Raw genomic sequence first — 18,201 nt, 5'->3', positions numbered from 1 at the left:
GGGTGCCCTTCAGGACATTCAGGCGTGGCGCAGGCGCGGGTTCGTCTCGACGCCGAGGACCCGCGCGGCCACCCAGGCCAGGGCGTCCGCGGTGCGGGCCGGGGTGTCCGACGGCTGCATCACGTGGCTGAGCACCGTGCGCACGACCACGTCGATCACCACCGCGACCTGCTCGGCCGTCAGCTCCGGGCGGTAGGACACCACGCGGGCGGCCAGCATGGTCTTCGCGCCGGTGAGCAGCATGCTCGCCCGGGTGGTCAGCAGCGGCAGCAGCTCGGTGTCGGTGCCGTGGGTGGCCGTCGCGATCGCGCGCAGCAGGATGTTGTCGTCGGCCAGCTCCAGGACCGCGCGGACGGCGTCGTACATCGCCTCGACGAGGTCGTCCGGGTGCCGCTCGAACGCCGCCGAGACGACCGAGAGGAACCGGTCGAGCTCGTGGGAGACCATGGCCTCGGCCAGGGCGGTCTTGGAGCCGATCTCGTTGTAGACGGTCTGGCGGCTGACGCCGACCAGCTCGGCCAGCCGCGCCATGGTGACCGCCGACCAGCCGGACTTCGCGGTCAGCTCGATCGCCGCGGTGATGATCGGCCGCCGGTGCTGACCACCCTCGACCTGCGCCGGAACCGCCCCGCTCATGGTGCGCATCCTAGGCGGTGGCCTTCAGCGCTTCGGACCACGGGGCGCGCGCCGCGATCCGCCTGCGGTGCTTCATGATCTCGCGCGGCCGGTCGACGGTCAGCGCGCCGACGACCCGGTCGGCGCGCCGGTAGAGCGTGGTGCCGCCCTGGACGAGCACCTCGTCCGCGTGCGGCGTCCCGACGAACTGGATGCGGTGGCCGTACCAGTCGGACCAGAAGTACGGCACGGGTTGCAAAGCGCGCGCCGACGCCGGGTCGAGCGCGTGGCGAGCGGCGGCCGCACCCTGCTCGGCCGCGTTCGTCCAGTGCTCCAGGCGCATCGGCTCGCCGTCGAACAGCGGGTTCACCACGTGCGCGACGTCGCCGGCCGCGTAGACGCCGGGGGGTCCCGCGGCGAGCGTCGCGTCGCAGACCACGCCACGGTCACGCTCGTGCAGCGTCAGGCCGCTGCCCTCGAGCCAGCTCGTCGCCGGGACCGCGCCGATGCCCGCGACGACCAGGTCCGCGGGCAGGACTTCGCCGGTGGCCAGGTGGACGCCGTTGCCGACGCCGACGACCTCGGTGGCGAGCCGCAGGTCGGTGCCCGCCGCGTCGTGCAGCCCGGCCAGCGCCGCCCCGGCCTCCGCGCCAACCGCGCGGACGAGCGGGACGGGTGCCGCCTCCACGAGCGTCACCGGCAGGCCGCGTTTCCGGGCCGCCGACGCGACTTCGGAGCCGATGAACCCGGCGCCGATCACGACGGTGCGCGCGCCCTCGTCCAGCGCGGCGCGCACCGCGACGGCGTCTTCGGCGGTCCGCAGCGCACGTGCCCCCGGGAGCCGGCGGGCGGTCGCGCCGGTGGCGATGACCAGGGCGTCGTACCGGATCGCAGCACCGCCGGCCGTCACCGCACGAGCGGCTGTGTCGAGGCTTTCGGCGGGCGCGCCCAGCATGAGTTCGACGCCGAGTTCGTCCCGCAGCACGGTTTCCGGGTGGAACGGCGTCACCACGGCCGGGCCGCCGGCGTCGAGGAACGCCTTCGACAGCGGCGGCCGGTCGTAGGGCAGGTGGTCCTCGGCGCCGAGGAGCACGATCCGGCCGCGGTAGCCGGTGCGGCGCGCGGACTCGACCGCGCGCAGCCCGGCCAGTGACGCGCCCACGACGACGAGGGTCATGTCAGTTTCAGGGCCAGCACGGGACAGGAGTCCACCGCGGCGGCGACGTCCTGGCGGTGGTCCTCGCCGGGCCGCTCGTCGAGGACGACGACCGTGCCGTCGTCCCCGACCTCGAAGAAGTCGGGCGCCATCGCCTCGCACATGCCGAGGCCGTCGCACTTGCCGCGGTCCGCTTCGATCCGCATCACGCACCCACCCGGCCCGGCGCGACGAAGTCGACCTTCTCGCGGACGCCGCAGTCGGGGCAGCACCAGGAGTCCGGGATCGCCGACCACGGGGTCCCCGCCGGGAAGCCCTCGCGCGGGTCGCCGAGCTTCTCGTCGTAGACGTACCCGCAGCCCGGGCACATGCCGCCTTCGCTGGCGTCGCCGCGGGTGTCCTGGAGCTGCTGCTGCTCGGTGACGCGGGTGCCGTACCGCGCGAGGATCTTGTCCTTTTTGGACGGTTGCAGGTTCGCGCGGGAGAGGTCGCCGTCGAAGTGGCCGAGCACGCGCGGGTCCATCACGCGGCGCCACACGGGTGGGACGAGCGCGAGCACGATCATCCCGGCGTACCCGGTCGGCAGCACCGGCGACTCGGCGAAGTCGCGCAGCGTCTGGTAGCGCCGGGTCGGGTTCGCGTGGTGGTCGCTGTGGCGCTGCAGGTGGTAGAGCAGGACGTTGGTCGCGATGTTGTTGGAGTTCCAGCTGTGGCTGGGATCCACGCGCTCGTACCGGCGGCGGTCAGGCGCGCCGACGCGCTGGCGCAGCATGCCGTAGTGCTCCATGTAGTTGACGACTTCGAGCAGCGAGAAGCCGAACACGGCCTGGATGACCAGGTACGGCAGGATGCCGATGCCCAGCCAGGCGATCATCGCGGCCCACAGCACGGCCGACATCAGCCAGGCGTTGAGGACGTCGTTGCCGATGCGGAACGGGTGCTTGTCGCGCCGGGCGTAGCGTTTGCGCTCCAGCCGCCACGCGGACTTCAGCGAGCCGAAGACGGTGCGCGGCCAGAAGCGGTAGAAGCTTTCGCCGACGCGGCTGCTGGCCGGGTCCTCCGGCGTCGCGACCCGGACGTGGTGGCCACGGTTGTGCTCGATGTAGAAGTGGCCGTAGAAGCTTTGCGCCAGCGCGATCTTCGACAGCCAGCGCTCGTGGCTCTCCTTCTTGTGCCCCAGTTCGTGCGCGGTGTTGATGCCGATCCCGCCGATGCAGCCGATCGAGATCGCCAGCCCGATCTTGTCCACAACGGACAGCTCACCGCGGGCGACGAGCCAGAACGCGGCGACGAAACCGACGTACTGGATGGGCAGGAAGGCGAAGGTGATCCAGCGGTAGTAGCGGTCCTTCTCGAGCCGCTCGAGCACGTCGTCCGGCGGGTTGCTGCGGTCCAGCCCGGCGGCCAGGTCGATGAGCGGCACGACCACGAGGATCACGATCGGCCCGATCCAGAACCAGACCCCCCAGCCGGTGGCGGCGTGCAGCCCGATGGCGAGGAACGCGAGTGACGGCACCACCAGCCCGATCAGCCACAGGTACCGCTTGCGATCGCGCCACACCTCGGTCGACCCGGCGGGCACGGTCCCGGTCGCTTCGCTCATCACACCCTCCTCCGTTGGCTGGGTTTACAAAACGATAGAGGATGTACATCTCGATTGACAAGACCCACATCTTTGTCAACCGAGTGGGCTGTCAGCGCAGCTCCCGCGACTCCCGGGCAAGCCAAAGCCGTGAATGGCCCATTGAGGGACTCAGAGTCCCTCAATGGGCCATTCACGGCTTTCTCGGGCGTGGCGCGGGTCAGGCCAGGTCGCGCGGCTGCCGGGCGGCCGGCGCCTCGGCCGCGGAAGCCCGGACCGGCAGGCGATCCGGTCGGTGAGCACACCTGGGCGCTCGGCCACAGGCAGAACTTCGGCTCGCGGCCGTACGGCTCGAAGTCCTCGTACCTCGGCCCGGCCTCGAGGGCCGCGGCCACCTCGGCCCGGCCCGAAGCGGCCCGGCAGGGCGGGGGGCGCGAGGTCGTGGCCGGCGAACACCAGCGGCCGAAGCTGCGAGTGAGACCTCGCCACGGCCGCCCGCATCCGGTATTTTGGGACTGGGTGAGCTCAGGTGGACGAACCGGTCATCGTGCCGAACTTCCAAGGTAGGCAGGCGCTTGATGCCTGGCTTTCCGGGCATGACGCGGGACTTTTCGTGCAGGGGCCCGATCCCGACAGCCCCCATCCCCTCCTGAACGGCCGCGTTGTCGCGCAGCTGCCCGCGGCCGGGACGACGCTGGCCCGCTGGGGCACCGTCACCGTCTGGATCACCGGTGGCGGCGATCCTGCCGGGGTCCGCGAACCACGCCGGCCGCTGCCGGTCCGCGAGGAGGACCAGGGCTAGCTCGCATACCGGGCCGGATCCGCCCGGTATCCGTGCCAGACTCGGGCACGTGACGCGACCGACCGCCCGGGTGCTCGCCCTGCTGGAGATCCTGCAGGGCGGCGGCACCCGCACCGTCACCGAGCTCGCCGGCCGGCTCGGGGTGGACGAGCGGACCGTCCGCCGGTACGCCGCCCACCTGATCGACCTGGACGTCCCGGTCCGGACCGTCCGCGGCCGCTACGGCGGTTACCGGCTCGCGCCCGGGTTCCGGATGCCGCCGTTGATGCTCACCGACGACGAGGCGCTCGCCGTGCTCCTCGGCCTGGTCGCCGGGGACCGCGCCGGGCTGGCCACGACTTCCGACGTCGCGCGGGAAAGCGCGACCGCGAAGGTGCGCCGCGTGCTGCCCGAGGCGCTCGGCCGGAAGCTGGACGCACTGCTCGAAACCCTCGACTTCACCGCTCCCGCGCGAACGGGCACGAGTCCCGAGACGACCGTGCTGCTGACGCTCGCCGAAGCGGCACGGGACCGGCGGCCCGTCGCCGTCGCCTACACCGCCTGGGACGGGCGGCGCAGCGAGCGCACCGTGCACCCGTACGGGATCGTCGCCCACTCCGGGCGCTGGTACGTCACCGGCGAAGACTCGGCCAGCGGCGAGGTGCGCACGTTCCGGCTCGACCGGATCGCGTCCGCGACACCCGCGGCCGGCTCCTTCACGGTGCCCGACGGGTTCGAGCCCGGCGAGCGGGTCCTCGCCGGGCTCGCGGAGGTGCCGCGCCCGCACGACGTCTCGGTGCGGGTGCGGGCGAGCGCCGAGCAGGTCCGGCCGCGGCTGCCGGCCGGGATCGCGACCGTGGCGGCGATCCCGGGCGAACCGGAGTGGGTGCGGGTCCGGCTGCGGGCCGAGCGGCTGGACTGGGTGCCGTCGCTGCTCGCGTCCCTGGACCGCCCGTTCACGGTCGAGGAGCCGGACGCGCTGCGTGATCAAGTTCGCGGCCTCGCGCGGCGGCTGATCGCCTGGACGGACGCCGAATCTGGTGAAATCGTCGAAGAACCCGAACGGCGGTAGCGCGCACCGGGGCACTCGCGCTGCCCTACCGGGACGATCACTCCCGACGAATTCATCTTCACCCGTTCGGCGTAGTCCCCTCTAGTGCGAATTGGCGTGCGGCGCCGAGACCCGCGCAAATGGCGGTAACAACCCCGGCGCGGACGGTAAACGGTGTTCGCCCAACGCCGGACAACCGTCCGCGGGCCGGGTCAGCCACACCGCTCCTCAGTAGTTCGTGGTAAAAAACGGACCCTGATCGATACTGCGGCAACACGGAGGGTGAGGCGAAGACGAGTGACGGCGGCCACTGTGTCCCATCGTCGTGTCTGCTTCCTCGACCGGGTCCCCCCTTATCGCCGACCGTCACTCAGGAGTTCGTGAACCCCCGTGCGTAACAAAGACGACAAAGACGAGTCCGACAAGCCGTACGACAAGTCGATCCGCAAAAGGCTCACCAGGACCGTCCTCATTCCGAGTGTGACGCTCCTGGTGCTGTGGACGGCGCTGTCTTCGTACTTCTTCGTCAACGGCCTCTACGTCCGCCTGGTCGCGGCCTCCGTGCGCGAGGTGTCGATCCCCGCCGCCACCGCGCTGGCCGCCTTCCAGCAGGAGCGCCAGGTCGCCCTGCAGTACCTGGACGACCCGGGGCAGGGGCAGACCCGGCTGCAGACGCAGCAGAAGGCCACCGACCAGAAGCTCGTCGTGCTGCAGAACGCCTTCGCCGCGACGATCTCCAGCGCGCCCGACGAGATCGCGACGAAGGTCAACGCGCTCAAGAACCAGTTCGACCAGCTGCCGGTGCTGCGCTCGCAGATCGGCTTCCGCAGCATCGACCGCGCGCAGGTCAACACGTACTACAACGGCGTGCTGGACACGGCGTCGAACCTGTTCGACACCCAGGCGCGCGTGGTGCCGGACGCCGCGGCCGCCTACGGCGGCATCACCGCGACGTCGGTCTTCCGCGCCGGCGACATGATGTCGCGCGAGACTTCGCTCGTCTCGACGGCGCTCGCGTCCGGGACGTTCGCCCCCGACGACTTCGTCCAGTTCACCCAGCTGTCCGGGTTCTACAAGACGCAGCTGACGCAGATCGCGCCGTTCCTCGACCCCGGGGTCCGCGCCAAGTACGAGGCGCTGACCACCGGCACGGCCTGGAAGCAGCTGTCCGGCGCCGAAGACGCGATCGTCAAGCACGGCCCGTGGTCCGGCAGCGACCGGGACGGCCCGCCGGTCGGCAGCGCCGACTGGCAGAGCGCCACGAGCAAGGTCGCCCAGGGCCTCAACGACATGGCGATCGAGCAGGCCGACAAGGTCTCCGCGGCGGCCATCGACTCCGGTGACTCCCAGCTGCGCAACGCGATCATCGGCAGTGTGCTGGCCCTGCTCGCCTCGCTCGCGGCGATCATCGTCGCGGTCCGGGTGTCCCGCTCGCTCGTCGACCGGGCCCTGATGACGCGCCTCGCCCGGCTGCGCAACGACTCCCTCGACCTCGCCCGCAACCGGCTGCCGAACATCGTGGACCGGCTGAAGAACGGCGAATCCGTCGACCTGAACGAAGAGCTCCCGCAGCTCGACCACGGCCGGGACGAGATCGGGCAGGTGGCCGAGGCGTTCAACGTCGCCCAGCTGACCGCCGTCAACGCGGCGGCGAGCGAGGCCAAGGCCCGCAGCGGCGTGCACAACGTGTTCCTCGGCATCGCCCACCGCAACCAGGTCCTGGTCCACCAGCAGCTGCAGATCCTGGACGAGATGGAGGCCCGAGAGGAGAACTCGACGCAGCTGGCGTCGCTGTTCCAGCTCGACCACCTCGCCGCCCGGGCGCGGCGCACCACGGAGAACCTGATCATCCTCGGCGGCAAGCAGCCGGGCCGCCGCTGGCGCAAGCCGGTGGCGCTGATGGAGGTGCTGCGCGCGGCGGTCTCGGAAACCGAGCAGTACGCCCGGGTCCAGGTCGAGCAGGTCGCCGACGTCGCCATCGCCGGCGCCGCGGTGGCCGACACGATCCACCTGATCGCCGAGCTGGTCGACAACGCGACGACGTTCTCCCCGCCCGGTTCGCCGGTCGAGGTGACCAGCCGCGCGGTCGCCCGCGGTGTCGTGGTCGACGTGTCGGACCAGGGCCTCGGCATGAAGGAGGGCGTCCGGCAGTGGGCCAACGAGATGATGGCCGAGGCGCCCGAGTTCGACGCGATGGCGCTGCGGGCCGACTCGAGCCTCGGCCTGTTCGTGGTCGCGCGGCTGGCGTCCAAGCTCGGGATGACCGTCACCTTCGACCCGTCGCGCTACGGCGGCCTGCGGGCCACCGTGCTCGTCCCGACCGCGCACCTGGCGACCGACCAGGCGCCGGGCCCGGACGAGGCCGAGTTCGTCCGGCCCGAGGACACCGCGGTCCTCGCCCCCGTGGGCGCCCCCGCTCAGGCACCGGCACAGGAAAGCTCGCTGCGTTCGATGGACACGCCCAGCTCGTTCACCGGTCAGATCCCGATGAAGCGTGAGGTCAAGCCGCGGCCGTACCCGGTGCGGGCCCCGCTCGACCCGCCGCCCGCCCCGCCGGCGGCGCTGGAGGAGCGGCTCACCGCCCGCCCGGCGGAACCGCCGCAGGAGCGGCTCGACGACCGGCCGCGCCTGCCGCGGCGTGAGCCGCAGCAGAACCTCGTCGCCCAGCTGGAGAACGAGCCGGAGGACGACGCCGTGCCCGAAGTCGCCCCGGGTGAAGGCACCGCGCGCACGCTCGCGGCCTTCCACAAGGGCACCCGGCGAGGCCGCGACGGCGCCGAAGACTCGTAAGCCGCGTCACGCACCCCGAACGTCCACATAGGAAAGTCGTCACCACAGGAAAGTCAAGGTCTCTGGAGCATGAACGAGTACGGGAACGCGAAACCCGATCTCAACTGGCTGCTCGACGACGTCGTGAGCCGCGTCGTCGGCGCGCAGAACGCCATCGTGCTGTCCGCCGACGGGTTGCTGATCGGCAAGTCGGCCGGCATGAGCAAGGACGACTCGGACCAGCTGTCCGCCATCGCCTCCAGCCTGGTCAGCCTGGCCAAGGGCGTGAGCAAGCAGTTCAACCGCGGGCCGGTCCTGCAGAACATGATCGAGATGGAGCGCGGCTACCTGTTCGTCTCCGCGGCCGGGCAGGGCGCCTGCCTCGCCGTGCTGGCGGCGGACAGCGTGGACGTCGAGATGATCGCCTACGAGATGAACCGGTTGGTCAAGCGCGTCGGGGACTACCTGGCGTCCGCGCCGCGCGACGCGGCACGCGTACTACGGGAGGCCACGTGAGCGGGGAAGACGGCTGGTACGACGAGGCCGCGGGGCCGCTCGTGCGGCCCTACACGATCACCAGCGGCCGGACGCCGGGCGAGTACGCCCGGCTCGACCTCTCGACCCAGGTGATGACCCTGCGCTCCGAACAGGAGCCGCTGGGGCTGGGCCCGGAGCACCTGGCGATCGTGCAGCTGTGCCGCAACCCGGTGTCGATCGCGGAGATCGCGGTCTACGTGAAGATCCCGCTCGGGGTCGTCCGGGTGCTGTGCGGCGACCTGATCGAACGCGGCCTCGTCATCACGCGCTCCCCCACCCACAATCCGGCGCAGGCGCCGGACCTCGAAACTCTCCAGGCGGTTCTCGATGGCCTCATCAGGTACTGACGGCTCCGGGGTGGACATGGTCCCCACCCCGGTCAAGATCATCATCGCCGGCGGGTTCGGCGCGGGGAAGACGACCATGGTCGGCTCGGTCAGCGAGATCCCGCCGCTGACGACCGAAGAGGTGCTGACCGAGGCCGGCGCCGGCGTCGACGATCTGTCCGGCGTGGAGCGCAAGACCACCACGACCGTCGCGCTCGACTTCGGGCGGATCACCATCTCGCCGCGGCACGTGCTCTACCTCTTCGGCACGCCGGGGCAGGCGCGCTTCTGGTTCATGTGGGACGACCTGGCGCGCGGCGCGATCGGCACCATCGTGCTCATCGACACCCGGCGCCTGGAGACCAGCTTCGCCGCCATCGATTTCTTCGAACGCCGCAAGATCCCGTTCGTCGTCGCGGTCAACTGTTTCGACAACGCGCCGCGGTACACCCCGGACGAAATCCGGGAAGCGTTGGTCATTCCCGACCGTGTGCCGATCGTCATGTGTGACGCACGTGACCGGGATTCCAGCAAACTGGCCCTGATTCGTCTGGTCAAGCACGCGATGACCGTGGTACCCGCAACCGTCTGATGTCTTGTTTTGTCCGGTCGGGACAGTCCCGTATCCCTGCGTGGCCAGGGCTTACGCCGGCAAACCCACATGGCGCAATTGGTTGGACCACCCGGGTACAGCTTTTTAGTTGAGAATGCACTCAACTGATAGCATCCGGACGTGACCAGTCGATTGCCGTGGTTTCCTGAATATATAAGGGAAAACTACCCAGCACGGGGCCGGCTGTTCGGCGATTTCCTGGGCGGGTTGTGGGCGACGGCGTGCGAGGCGCTGGAGATCCCGGTCGACCAAGCCGTGCGAACCACCCGGATGTTGCGCGGGCTGCTCCCCTCGTGGAGCGGCGATCCGATCGGGACCAAGCCCGCCCGGCCGTCCTACGTGGCCGGCGACGGGTTCCCGGCCGAGATGTCGGTGAACTGGTCCGGGGACCACCCGGAGCTGCGCCTGCTGTTCGACACCCTCGGCGAAGAGGACCCGGATCCCGCGGTGGACACCGGGGAAACCCGCTACTGGGGCCGGATCCACGAGCTGTTCACCACGCGCGCCGGCCGGCCGTCGACGGCGCCGCTGTGGCACTCGGTCGCCTGGCGGCCGCCGTCGCGGATCGTCCACAAGTCCTACTTCGGCCTGTACGAGTGGCCGCTGCCGCACCGCTACGCGGCGGTGGGCGAAGCCATGGACCGGCTCGGCCTGACCCCGGCGTGGGACGACGCGCGCCGGCGGGTGGAGGGCGCCGACGGCGAGCGGGAGATCGAGTTCTTCGCCGTCGACGTGGCCGAACACGCCGATGCCAGGGTGAAGGTCTACTACCGCAACCACGGCGCCGACGTCGCCGAGCTGAACCGCATCGCCGCCGTCGCGCAGCGGCACGACAGCGCCGGCGCCGCGGCCGCCTACCGGGTGCTGACCGGTGACCGGGAAGGCGCCGGGGAAGCCGCGTTGAGCTGCCTGGCGTTCCGGTCCGGACTGGACCGGGCCGCCGAGGCCACGACCTACCTCCGCCTCCCCGCGCTGGCCTCCGGTGACGCCGAGGCCGTGGACCGCACCGCCGCGCTGCTGGGCGGCGAAGGCGTCGACCCCGGCCGGTTCCGCGCCCTCGTAGCCGCGCTGGCGCCCGGGCCGCTGGCCGAAAGCCGCGGCCTGCTCGAGCTGGTCAGCCACCGCGCCGCGGGCCGCCGCGGCGACGTCACCACGTACTTCCGGTTCCCCGTCTTCGACCAGCTCGCGTCGGTCGATCCCGCGTAGGGGTACCGGAAAGACGATCTGCCGCAGCACCACCGGAAGGAGCCGGCCATGTCCCAGCAGGACGTCGCACGCGTCGCCGCCTACAACGAGGAACGGCAACGCGAATACGAAGGGTCGGAGCTGATCCGGCTGCTGACCGACGAGGCCACGTCGGACGAGACCAAGAAGGCCGTGCTCACCTACCTGCAGCCGTGGTCGAACGCCTTCCAGCGGATGATCAGCGCGCGCGTCACCTACGAGTCCGACCCGAAGCTGCGGGCGCTCGCGCTGGAGCACCAGGAAGAGGAGATCGGCCACGACAAGATCCTGGCCCGCAGCCGCGCGGAGGACCGGGAGCTGGTCTGGGACCCGGTGATCGAGGCGGGCGCGTCGTGGTTCGTCGACCAGTTCGCGGTGCTGCCCGGTGTCCAGCGCGCCGTGCTCGCGCACCTCGCCCTCGAAGCCGGCAGCCTCGTGTTCAGCCAGGCGGGCACGAAAGCGTTTCCCGAGGACGAGTACTTCGAGCTGCACGACGAGGCCGACGTCGAACACCTCGAAATGGGCTACGAAGTACTGCGGCAGCGTGACGACTGGACGGTCGACTCGCTCGTCACCGTGCTGGACCGGGCCTGGCAGGTGATCGGCGTGGTCTCGAACCGCATCGCCGAGTGCGCCAAGCGCGATACCGTCGCGGCATGACGATCACCGACCCCGGCCCCGACGCCACCGCCGCGGCCCGTGGCGTCGCCGACGAAGCCGTTCGTGCGTACGAAGAAGCCTTCGGCGAACGCCTCGTCGCGACCTACCTCCTGGGCAGCCTCTCCTACGGCGGTTACTCGGCCGCCGTGAGCGACATCGACCTCGCCGTCGTCCTGGCCGAGCGCCACGACGACGACCCGGCCACGTTCGACACCCTCGGTGAGCAGCTTCGCGAGCGCAGTCCGTTGCACCGCAAGCTGTCCGTGTTCTGGGGGTCGCTGCCGGCGCTGAGCCGCGGCGAGCAGGACGGGCGCTTCCCGGCGATCGACCGCCTGGAACTGGCCGAGCGCGGCGCGCTGCTGACCGGCGAGGAGATCGCCGGGAAGGTGGCCCGCCCCGGCGGTGCGGAGCTGCTGCTGGAGAGCGCGCGGTTCGCCGTCGCGGTCCTGGCGGCCGACGAGGTGGTCGCCGAGTTCCACCGGCCGAAGCGGCTGCTGGCCGACAAGGTGTGGTTCACGAAGGCGGTGTTCTTCCCGCTGCGCTTCGGGTGCACGGGGGCGATGGAGTCGGGCCGCGCGGCGACCAACGACGAGGCGATCGCCTGGTACCTCGGCCGTCCCGAAGCTTCGGCGGCGCCGCTGGTCCACCTGGCGACGCGGGTCCGGGCGGGCGAACCGCTCGACCCCGCGGAGGCGGAACCGGCGCTGCTGGCGCACCTGGCCCCGCTGTACCGGGAGTACATCGAGGACGAAACGCGGCGGCTGCGCGAAGCCGGCGCGCCCGAGGACCTCGTCGCGGCGTTCACGTCCTGGCACGAACGCCTGGCGTGACACCGCACTCAGCGGTCTGACGTGCCTCCCGCCGTCGCCTCGACGAGCGGGAGGAACACGTCGTCCACGATCTCGAGGAGCGTGTCCTCCCCGATCGGCTCGCGGGCGAAGAAGATCTCGTTGCGCAGCAGGTCGGCGGGCAGCGTGACGACGCGCGCGGGCAGGCCGGCGAGCGTGAGCTCACCCCGGTCCGCGGCCTGGCGCAGCACGGCGGTCATCGCCTCGCGCATCACCGTGAAGAACTCCGGGTTCATCTCGGGCACCTCGGCCAGCAGCCCGTGGATGACGTCGGGGCTGACGTCGTGCTGGCGCCGGGTCATCCGCCGCAGGAGCGTCAGCACGTCCTCGCGCAGGGTTCCCGTGTCGGGGATCCGGTCGACGATCGAGCCCGTCCGGTGCCGCAGCGCGGCCACCACCAGCTCGGCCCGGTTGCCCCAGCGGCGGTAGAGGACCTGCTTGCCGGTCTGCGCCCGCGCGGCGACCCCTTCCATCGTCAGGCGCGCGTACCCGACGGCGGCCAGCTCTTCCCACGCCGCGTCGAGAAGCGAGGCCTCCAGCGCCGCGCCACGACGTCGTGCCCCGGTCTGCGTCATGCCCATCCCCCTCCGAAAGAGACGTTGCGTCTCTTGACAGCTCAGGCTACCGTACGTCGTTAGAGACGGACCGTCTCTAATGACCGTCTCTGACGACGATGGGGGCAGCATGACCACACCGACCCGCCCGGACCGGCTGGAGCCCGCAGTGCTCAAGCTGGCCGGCGTACTGGTCCTCGGGGCGATGGCCCCGCTGCTGGACAGCACGATCGTGAACGTCGCCCTGCACACGCTGGGCACCCAGCTCGGCGCACCGGTCGCGACCGTGCAGTGGGTCAGCACCGGCTATCTGCTGGCGATGGCCACGGCGGTGCCGGCCAGCGGCTGGCTGACCGACCGCTTCGGCGCCAAACGGCTGTGGCTCGCGGCGTTGACGCTCTTCCTGCTGGGTTCGGTCCTGTGCGGGGCGGCGTGGGACATCGGCTCGCTGATCGGGTTCCGCGTGGTCCAGGGCGTCGGCGGCGGGCTGATGCTGCCGCTCCTGCAGACCCTGCTGGTCCGGGCCGCCGGCGGCCGGCGGCTCGGGCGGCTGCTGGCCGTCGTGACGCTGCCCGCGCTGATCGGCCCGATCCTCGGCCCGGTGCTCGGCGGGCTCATCGCCGGGCACCTGAGCTGGCGGTGGATCTTCTACGTCAACGTCCCGCTCTGCCTGCTGGCGATCGTGCTCGCCTGGCGGCTGCTCCCCGAAGACCCGCCGGGAAAGGCGAGCCGCCTGGACATTCCCGGGCTGCTGCTGCTTTCGCCGGGCGTGGCCGCCGTCGTCTACGGCCTGTCCGAGATGGCCGCCTCGGGTGGCCCGGGCAGCCCGCGGGCGCTCGTCCCGCTGGCGGCCGGGCTGGTGCTGCTCGCCGCGTTCGTCCGCCACGCCCTGCGCGCCACCGGCCCGCTGGTGGACCTGCGGCTGTTCCGGACGCGCTCGTTCGCCGCCTCGTCGGCGCTGCTGTTCCTCTCCGGGCTCGCCCTGTTCGGCTCGATGCTGCTGCTTCCCCTGTACTACCAGCAGTTGCGCGGCGAAGGCGTGGTCGCCGCCGGACTCCTGCTGGCCCCGCAGGGACTGGGCAGCCTCCTGGCCCGGGGCACCGGCGGTCTCGCCGACCGGTTCGGCCCGCGCCCGGTCGTGCTGGCCGGCATCGTGCTGACCGCCGCGGGCACCCTCCCCTTCGCCCTCGGCGGCCAGCACACCAACGGCCTGCTGCTCGCGATCGCCCTGGTCGTCCGCGGCGCCGGGCTGAGCGCGGCGAACATGGCCGTGCTGGTCGGCGCCTACCGGGACCTGCCCCCCGAGCGGATCTCGCACGCCAGCAGCACGACCCGGATCGTGCAGCAGATCGGCGGCTCCTTCGGCACCGCCGTGCTCGCCGTCGTCCTCCAGCGCCAGCTGACCGCCCACCCCGGGGCGGCCGGTCAGGTCACCGCCTTCGGCCACACCTTCGCCTGGGCGGTCGCGTTCGCCGCGCTCGCCGTCGTCCCCGCCCTGCTGCTGCCCGGAACCCGCCCGGTCAGCTCCGATCAGGTTCGGTAGCGCGGGTTGGTGGCGTGCCATTCGTACCCGCCGCCCATCCACGCCCGGACGCCCTTGAGGAACCGGTGCAGCTCGGGCGCGGGCACGGCGAGCAGTTCGCGGTGCCCCGCCTCGAACTCGCGGACCATCGTGTTGTGCAGGTCCACGGTGACCTCGGTCGCCTCCTCGACCGAGCAGCCGCGGTCGGCGGCGACCTGCAGGACCATGTTGCACACCGGGTTCTCGTCGGCGGCGTCCTTCGCCACCGAGTACAGGTCGTTCACCAGCACGCAGGCGGTGCCGGCGCGCATCATCGCCCGGCGCACCCGCGGGTCGTAGTACAACGCGGCGGGCAGCTCGTAGCCGCCGACCGGGTCGCACAGCGTCATCGACGTGTAGAAGCTGTCGTGCTGGCGCGCGGCCAGGTACTCCCACGCCGGCGGGTACGCCTCGGTGTAGCGCCAGGCCGCGTACGCGTCCCAGCTGACGAACATCGAGAACGTGGCGTAGCAGACGCGCTGGACCTGCGTCGGCGTGCCGTGCCGGCCCAGGTGCCCGACCGCCGAGTTCAGCCCGACCAGGATCGGGTCGGCCCGCAGCGCCTCCTCGAGCGGGCCGGTGAACTCGCCCGCCGGGGCGACCGGGTCCATCGCCGCCATCACCAGCGCCAGGCGCGGCGGCAGCTCGGTCGGGGACGCGCCGAGCGCGCTGTCGTCGGCGTAGTAGTCGTCGGCGGCCCACCAGACGGCGTTGAGCTGCGCGGCGATCAGCAGCAGGTCCGGGTCTTCGCTGTCGGGGTGGGCCAGCATCGCCAGCCGGCCGAAGCCCGCCTTCGCGATCTGGTCGAGCCCCTCGCCGGTGAACCCGCAGTCCGCGGCCCACGTGACGAGCCGGCGGTCGACCTCCTCGGCCAGCGGCTCGTCGACGCGTTCGACCACCGGGACGTACAACGGCGAAGCCGTGCCGTCACCCCACTCCCGCTCCGCGTAGGCCGGCTCGTGGGCGAGGTCCGCCGTGATCCGGGCCGCGGACGTGCCGATCCCCGACGGCCCGGCGGCGAACGCGAGCGCGTCGTCCACCATCCACAGAGGACACCCCGGGGCGGTGCCGGTGCCGGTCGCCACGGTCAGACCCGGTCGGCGGCGATGAGCAGGTAGTGGAAACTGCCTTCGCGGTACGCCGTGAGGAACGGGTCCTCGATCCCGGTGGCCACCGACGACTGCGCGCGCAGCTCCCAGTACGGAATGGTGGCGGCGGTGAGGTCGACGACGTTGATGGGCACGAAACCGTTGGCGGACAACGCCTTGAAGTAGTCGCCGCGGGCGTGGATGTTGCAGATGTAGTGCTGGTCGATCTGGCTCACCGCGCGCGACCGGCCGCCGGTCACGTCGTTGTAGCACCCGGTGATGGTGACGTACCGGCCGCCCGGCGCGATCTGGCGCGCGTGCTCGGCGAAGAGCTGGTGCAGATCGACGTACATCGTGCTTTCGTTGTTCCAGGCGCCCTTGAAGGCCCCGGTTTCGAAACCCGTGTCGAGCATGTTGCGCAGGTGGTAGCGCACCCGGCCGGCGACCCCGCGCTTGTTCGCCTGCTCGTTGGCGAAGGCGACCTGCTGCTCCGAAATGGACACCCCGTCGACCTGGCAGCCGAAGCGCTGGTTGGCCATGATGCTGGAGCCGCCACGCCCGCAGCCGGCGTCGAGCAGCCGGTCCCCCGGCCCGACCGCGCCGAGGTGGTCGAGCAGCACCTCGGCCTGTGCCGTCTCGAGCCGGTGCATCTCCGCGATGATCGCCTCGTCACGGATGTTTTCGGGGGTCTCCAGCACCGCGGGGTCGTATTCCCCGATGCCGTAGTGGTGGTGGTAGAGCCCGTCGACGTCGCCCAGCCGGAGGTTGACCGGATCCTTTTCCCGGTTCCAGTAGTCCGCGATGGACTGCTGGTACGCGCTGCGGATCACGGGCTGGTCGGTGGAGATCACGGGCGGCTCCTTGTTTTTCCCATGGCGGAAAGAATGGGGCCGGACGTTTTCCTCGGCCCGATGACCAACGCTAGTGGGCCGTTGTCGCGGGTCACAAGAACGTTCACTCCGGGAAACGGGAGCCCGCGATTCCGCGGCCTGATCGGACCATCGGGGCCTCCCGAGCGCCAGGACCGAAGCCCGCGAAAGCAACCCGGGCGGCCGATTGCGTTCCCTGGTCGGATGACGGTGGACGACAGCGGGTGAACGATCCGCCGCTTTGGCGAGTGGCCAACACGACCGGCCCGGGGGTCGTGAGGCGGCTGCGGGACTGTGGTCTGCCGTGGCACCCTCCACAGTGGGCGGTCGGGATCTCCGGCGGGTGCTTACTTCCGCCTCAGGCGCTGGGTAGGGTGTTCCCATGGTCACCCGAGCCGAGCGCAACGCGACGGACCCCGATCTGGGCGTCCTGGCGGGCCGGCTGCTGTTCGCGGTGCAGCGGGAGCTGTTCACCACGCTGGCCGCGCGGGGGTTCGGCGACCTGAACCCCCGCCACGGCGCGGTGCTCGCCTACCTCGATCCCGGCGGCGTGCGCGCGACCGAGCTGGCCCGCCTGTCGGGCCAGCACAAGCAGATCGTCGGCACGCTCATCGACGAGCTGGAGACCCTCGGGTACGTCGAACGCCGTCCCGACCCGAGCGATCGCCGCGCGAAGCTGATCTGCCCCACCGATCGCGGCCTCGCCCAGATGACGGCGGCGGACGAGATCATGGCCGCGATGCAGGAGCGGCACGCCGAGCGCCTCGGCCACGAGGACTACGCGCGGTTCAAGCGCCTGTTCACCGACATCACCGAGGAACAGCGCGCCGTCACCCGCGAGTGACACCCGCCGGCAGGTGCTTGCCCAGCCACCCGGTCACCCGGGCCCAGTTCTCGTGCGCGGGGTCGAGCACGTCGAAGTGGTGGGCACCGGCCACTTCCAGGTACTCCGCGCTCGCGACCTTCTCGGCGTACGAACGGCTATACGACGGCGGCACCACGTCGTCGGCGGCACCGTGGACGGCGAGCACCGGCACACCCGTGTCGGCCAGCGCGGCCGGCGACGTCGTGGCGTAGCGCTCCGGGACGTCGTCGACGTGCCCGCCCAGCAGCAGGTTCACCACTCCCTCGCCGATGCCCGCCGCGGGCATGACGTCCGGAAGGTCCGGCGCGGTGGCCGGATCGGGCAGCCCGGCGCCGAGCCGCGTGCGGTCGGCCTTCGCCAGGTCCAGGACCCCGGCCAGCGACACCGCCGCCACCGGCACCACGCCCGGCGACGCCCCCACCGCGTCGCCGGGCAGGGCCGCGCGGTGTGCCGCCCACACCGCGAGCTGGCCGCCGGAGGAGTGCCCCAGCACGGCGACGCGGGCGGGGTCGAGCGCCGGGTCCAGGCCGGCCACCGCGTCGAGCGCGGCCGCGACGTCCTCGAACGTGCCGGGCCACCCGCCGCCGTCGCCGAGCCTGCGGAACTCGGCGTTCCACACCGCGTACCCGCGCGCGACCAGGTCGTCGGCCACGCCGGTCATCCCGCGACGGTCGTGCAGTGCGGACCAGTACCCGCCGTGCAGCAGCACGACCACCGGGAACGGCCCGGCACCCGGCGGCAGGTAGAGCTCGCCCACCTGCGAAGGGTGCGGGCCGTAGGCGATGGTGCGCACCCGGCGCGGGCCGTCCTGCTCGTCGTCGTAGCGGGCGCCGCGGCGGGCGCTCACCAGCGCGTCGATGGTGGCGAAGAACGCCGCGATCCGCGGGTCGTCGCCGCCCTTGGCCTTCGACTCGTCCCAGGCGGTGTCGTCGGTCCATTCGACGAAGTCCAGCCAGGTACCGGGATCCAGGCGGACGAGCTTCGCCGAGACGAAGCCGCGACGGCCCTCGCGGAAGGCCGCCACCATCCCGGGGCGCGCCGCGAGCATCGCCGCGGTGCGGTCCGGGCGGACGGTGAACGTGGTCAGCTCGATGACGGACAT

At 71.6% G+C, this 18,201-nt stretch carries 19 protein-coding genes; 11 read left to right on the top strand and 8 right to left on the bottom strand.

Annotation, left to right across the window (positions count from 1 at the left end):
- Nucleotides 1-18: 18 nt before the first annotated feature.
- Genes ACIOD2_RS34295 through ACIOD2_RS34280 form a run of 4 tightly spaced genes read right to left on the bottom strand, consistent with a single transcriptional unit; the run spans nucleotide 19 to nucleotide 3,374 of the window.
- Nucleotides 19-645, bottom strand: coding sequence for a TetR family transcriptional regulator (locus ACIOD2_RS34295; protein ID WP_400547661.1), 627 nt, complete (start codon nucleotides 643-645; stop codon nucleotides 19-21).
- Nucleotide 646: 1 nt separating this feature from the next.
- On the bottom strand, nucleotides 647-1,792 hold the full coding sequence (locus ACIOD2_RS34290) for an NAD(P)/FAD-dependent oxidoreductase (protein WP_400547658.1): 1,146 nt from the start codon (nucleotides 1,790-1,792) through the stop codon (nucleotides 647-649).
- On the bottom strand, nucleotides 1,789-1,977 hold the full coding sequence (locus ACIOD2_RS34285) for a ferredoxin (protein WP_400547655.1): 189 nt from the start codon (nucleotides 1,975-1,977) through the stop codon (nucleotides 1,789-1,791). The genes ACIOD2_RS34290 and ACIOD2_RS34285 overlap by 4 nt, the downstream gene beginning before the upstream one ends.
- A complete protein-coding gene (locus ACIOD2_RS34280; protein ID WP_400547652.1) occupies nucleotides 1,977-3,374 on the bottom strand; it encodes a fatty acid desaturase in 1,398 nt (465 codons plus the stop codon). The genes ACIOD2_RS34285 and ACIOD2_RS34280 overlap by 1 nt, the downstream gene beginning before the upstream one ends.
- A 508-nt stretch (nucleotides 3,375-3,882) precedes the next feature.
- Here ACIOD2_RS34280 and ACIOD2_RS34275 point away from each other — a divergent pair.
- The 9 genes from ACIOD2_RS34275 (at nucleotide 3,883) to ACIOD2_RS34235 (ending at nucleotide 12,144) form a co-directional block, all read left to right on the top strand.
- Nucleotides 3,883-4,155: a hypothetical protein gene (locus ACIOD2_RS34275; protein WP_400547649.1), complete on the top strand. Its 273-nt coding sequence runs from the start codon at nucleotides 3,883-3,885 to the stop codon at nucleotides 4,153-4,155.
- A gap of 49 nt (nucleotides 4,156-4,204) precedes the next feature.
- Nucleotides 4,205-5,206 carry a helix-turn-helix transcriptional regulator gene (locus tag ACIOD2_RS34270; RefSeq protein WP_400547646.1) on the top strand — a complete coding sequence of 334 codons (1,002 nt, stop codon included), beginning with the start codon at nucleotides 4,205-4,207 and terminating at the stop codon, nucleotides 5,204-5,206.
- Between the two features lie 369 nt (nucleotides 5,207-5,575).
- Nucleotides 5,576-7,975, top strand: a complete 2,400-nt coding sequence (locus tag ACIOD2_RS34265) for a nitrate- and nitrite sensing domain-containing protein (RefSeq protein ID WP_400547644.1) — start codon at nucleotides 5,576-5,578, stop codon at nucleotides 7,973-7,975.
- Between the two features lie 69 nt (nucleotides 7,976-8,044).
- Nucleotides 8,045-8,470, top strand: coding sequence for a roadblock/LC7 domain-containing protein (locus ACIOD2_RS34260; RefSeq protein ID WP_392762778.1), 426 nt, complete (start codon nucleotides 8,045-8,047; stop codon nucleotides 8,468-8,470).
- A complete protein-coding gene (locus tag ACIOD2_RS34255; RefSeq protein ID WP_400547640.1) occupies nucleotides 8,467-8,838 on the top strand; it encodes a DUF742 domain-containing protein in 372 nt (123 codons plus the stop codon). The genes ACIOD2_RS34260 and ACIOD2_RS34255 overlap by 4 nt, the downstream gene beginning before the upstream one ends.
- A 16-nt stretch (nucleotides 8,839-8,854) precedes the next feature.
- A complete protein-coding gene (locus tag ACIOD2_RS34250) occupies nucleotides 8,855-9,409 on the top strand; it encodes a GTP-binding protein (protein ID WP_400547637.1) in 555 nt (184 codons plus the stop codon).
- A gap of 141 nt (nucleotides 9,410-9,550) precedes the next feature.
- The gene (locus ACIOD2_RS34245) at nucleotides 9,551-10,636 is read left to right on the top strand and encodes a hypothetical protein (RefSeq protein ID WP_400547634.1); all 1,086 of its coding nucleotides are present in this window, start codon (nucleotides 9,551-9,553) and stop codon (nucleotides 10,634-10,636) included.
- Between the two features lie 48 nt (nucleotides 10,637-10,684).
- Nucleotides 10,685-11,314, top strand: a complete 630-nt coding sequence (locus ACIOD2_RS34240; protein ID WP_400547631.1) for a hypothetical protein — start codon at nucleotides 10,685-10,687, stop codon at nucleotides 11,312-11,314.
- Complete coding sequence (locus tag ACIOD2_RS34235) at nucleotides 11,311-12,144, top strand: hypothetical protein (protein ID WP_400547628.1); 834 nt, start codon at nucleotides 11,311-11,313, stop codon at nucleotides 12,142-12,144. The genes ACIOD2_RS34240 and ACIOD2_RS34235 overlap by 4 nt, the downstream gene beginning before the upstream one ends.
- Nucleotides 12,145-12,152: 8 nt before the next feature.
- Here the strand turns inward: ACIOD2_RS34235 and ACIOD2_RS34230 are convergent, their stop codons facing one another.
- The gene (locus tag ACIOD2_RS34230) at nucleotides 12,153-12,737 is read right to left on the bottom strand and encodes a TetR/AcrR family transcriptional regulator (RefSeq protein ID WP_400547625.1); all 585 of its coding nucleotides are present in this window, start codon (nucleotides 12,735-12,737) and stop codon (nucleotides 12,153-12,155) included.
- A 109-nt stretch (nucleotides 12,738-12,846) separates the two neighbouring features.
- Here ACIOD2_RS34230 and ACIOD2_RS34225 point away from each other — a divergent pair, with 109 nt between their 5' ends.
- Nucleotides 12,847-14,259, top strand: coding sequence for an MDR family MFS transporter (locus tag ACIOD2_RS34225; RefSeq protein WP_400547622.1), 1,413 nt, complete (start codon nucleotides 12,847-12,849; stop codon nucleotides 14,257-14,259).
- On the opposite strand, the gene ACIOD2_RS34220 is transcribed toward ACIOD2_RS34225, so the two are convergent.
- Both ACIOD2_RS34220 and ACIOD2_RS34215 read right to left on the bottom strand, forming a co-directional pair.
- A complete protein-coding gene (locus ACIOD2_RS34220; RefSeq protein WP_400547619.1) occupies nucleotides 14,247-15,320 on the bottom strand; it encodes a family 2 encapsulin nanocompartment cargo protein terpene cyclase in 1,074 nt (357 codons plus the stop codon). The two genes, ACIOD2_RS34225 and ACIOD2_RS34220, sit on opposite strands and share 13 nt — an antisense overlap.
- 44 nt (nucleotides 15,321-15,364) lie before the next feature.
- Nucleotides 15,365-16,216: a geranyl diphosphate 2-C-methyltransferase gene (locus ACIOD2_RS34215; protein WP_400547616.1), complete on the bottom strand. Its 852-nt coding sequence runs from the start codon at nucleotides 16,214-16,216 to the stop codon at nucleotides 15,365-15,367.
- A gap of 400 nt (nucleotides 16,217-16,616) precedes the next feature.
- Between ACIOD2_RS34215 and ACIOD2_RS34210 the strand changes: the two genes are divergently transcribed.
- Complete coding sequence (locus ACIOD2_RS34210; RefSeq protein ID WP_400547613.1) at nucleotides 16,617-17,078, top strand: MarR family winged helix-turn-helix transcriptional regulator; 462 nt, start codon at nucleotides 16,617-16,619, stop codon at nucleotides 17,076-17,078.
- Here ACIOD2_RS34210 and ACIOD2_RS34205 read toward each other — a convergent pair.
- Entirely contained in the window at nucleotides 17,065-18,201 is a 1,137-nt protein-coding gene (locus ACIOD2_RS34205; RefSeq protein ID WP_400547610.1) for an alpha/beta fold hydrolase, read from the bottom strand. The genes ACIOD2_RS34210 and ACIOD2_RS34205 overlap by 14 nt on opposite strands.

This window comes from Amycolatopsis sp. NPDC088138 (assembly GCF_044741685.1).
Classification (GTDB): Bacteria; Actinomycetota; Actinomycetes; order Mycobacteriales; family Pseudonocardiaceae; genus Amycolatopsis.
This window is presented reverse-complemented; position numbering and strand designations above follow the sequence as displayed.

Coding starts and splice junctions, on each gene's coding strand:
- ACIOD2_RS34295 (WP_400547661.1), bottom strand. CDS start 645: ATGCGCACCATGAGCGGGGCGGTTCCGGCGCAGGTCGAGGGTGGTCAG.
- ACIOD2_RS34290 (WP_400547658.1), bottom strand. CDS start 1,792: ATGACCCTCGTCGTCGTGGGCGCGTCACTGGCCGGGCTGCGCGCGGTC.
- ACIOD2_RS34285 (WP_400547655.1), bottom strand. CDS start 1,977: ATGCGGATCGAAGCGGACCGCGGCAAGTGCGACGGCCTCGGCATGTGC.
- ACIOD2_RS34280 (WP_400547652.1), bottom strand. CDS start 3,374: ATGAGCGAAGCGACCGGGACCGTGCCCGCCGGGTCGACCGAGGTGTGG.
- ACIOD2_RS34260 (WP_392762778.1), top strand. CDS start 8,045: ATGAACGAGTACGGGAACGCGAAACCCGATCTCAACTGGCTGCTCGAC.
- ACIOD2_RS34250 (WP_400547637.1), top strand. CDS start 8,855: ATGGTCCCCACCCCGGTCAAGATCATCATCGCCGGCGGGTTCGGCGCG.
- ACIOD2_RS34240 (WP_400547631.1), top strand. CDS start 10,685: ATGTCCCAGCAGGACGTCGCACGCGTCGCCGCCTACAACGAGGAACGG.
- ACIOD2_RS34235 (WP_400547628.1), top strand. CDS start 11,311: ATGACGATCACCGACCCCGGCCCCGACGCCACCGCCGCGGCCCGTGGC.
- ACIOD2_RS34230 (WP_400547625.1), bottom strand. CDS start 12,737: ATGACGCAGACCGGGGCACGACGTCGTGGCGCGGCGCTGGAGGCCTCG.
- ACIOD2_RS34225 (WP_400547622.1), top strand. CDS start 12,847: ATGACCACACCGACCCGCCCGGACCGGCTGGAGCCCGCAGTGCTCAAG.
- ACIOD2_RS34220 (WP_400547619.1), bottom strand. CDS start 15,320: ATGGTGGACGACGCGCTCGCGTTCGCCGCCGGGCCGTCGGGGATCGGC.
- ACIOD2_RS34210 (WP_400547613.1), top strand. CDS start 16,617: ATGGTCACCCGAGCCGAGCGCAACGCGACGGACCCCGATCTGGGCGTC.
- ACIOD2_RS34205 (WP_400547610.1), bottom strand. CDS start 18,201: ATGTCCGTCATCGAGCTGACCACGTTCACCGTCCGCCCGGACCGCACC.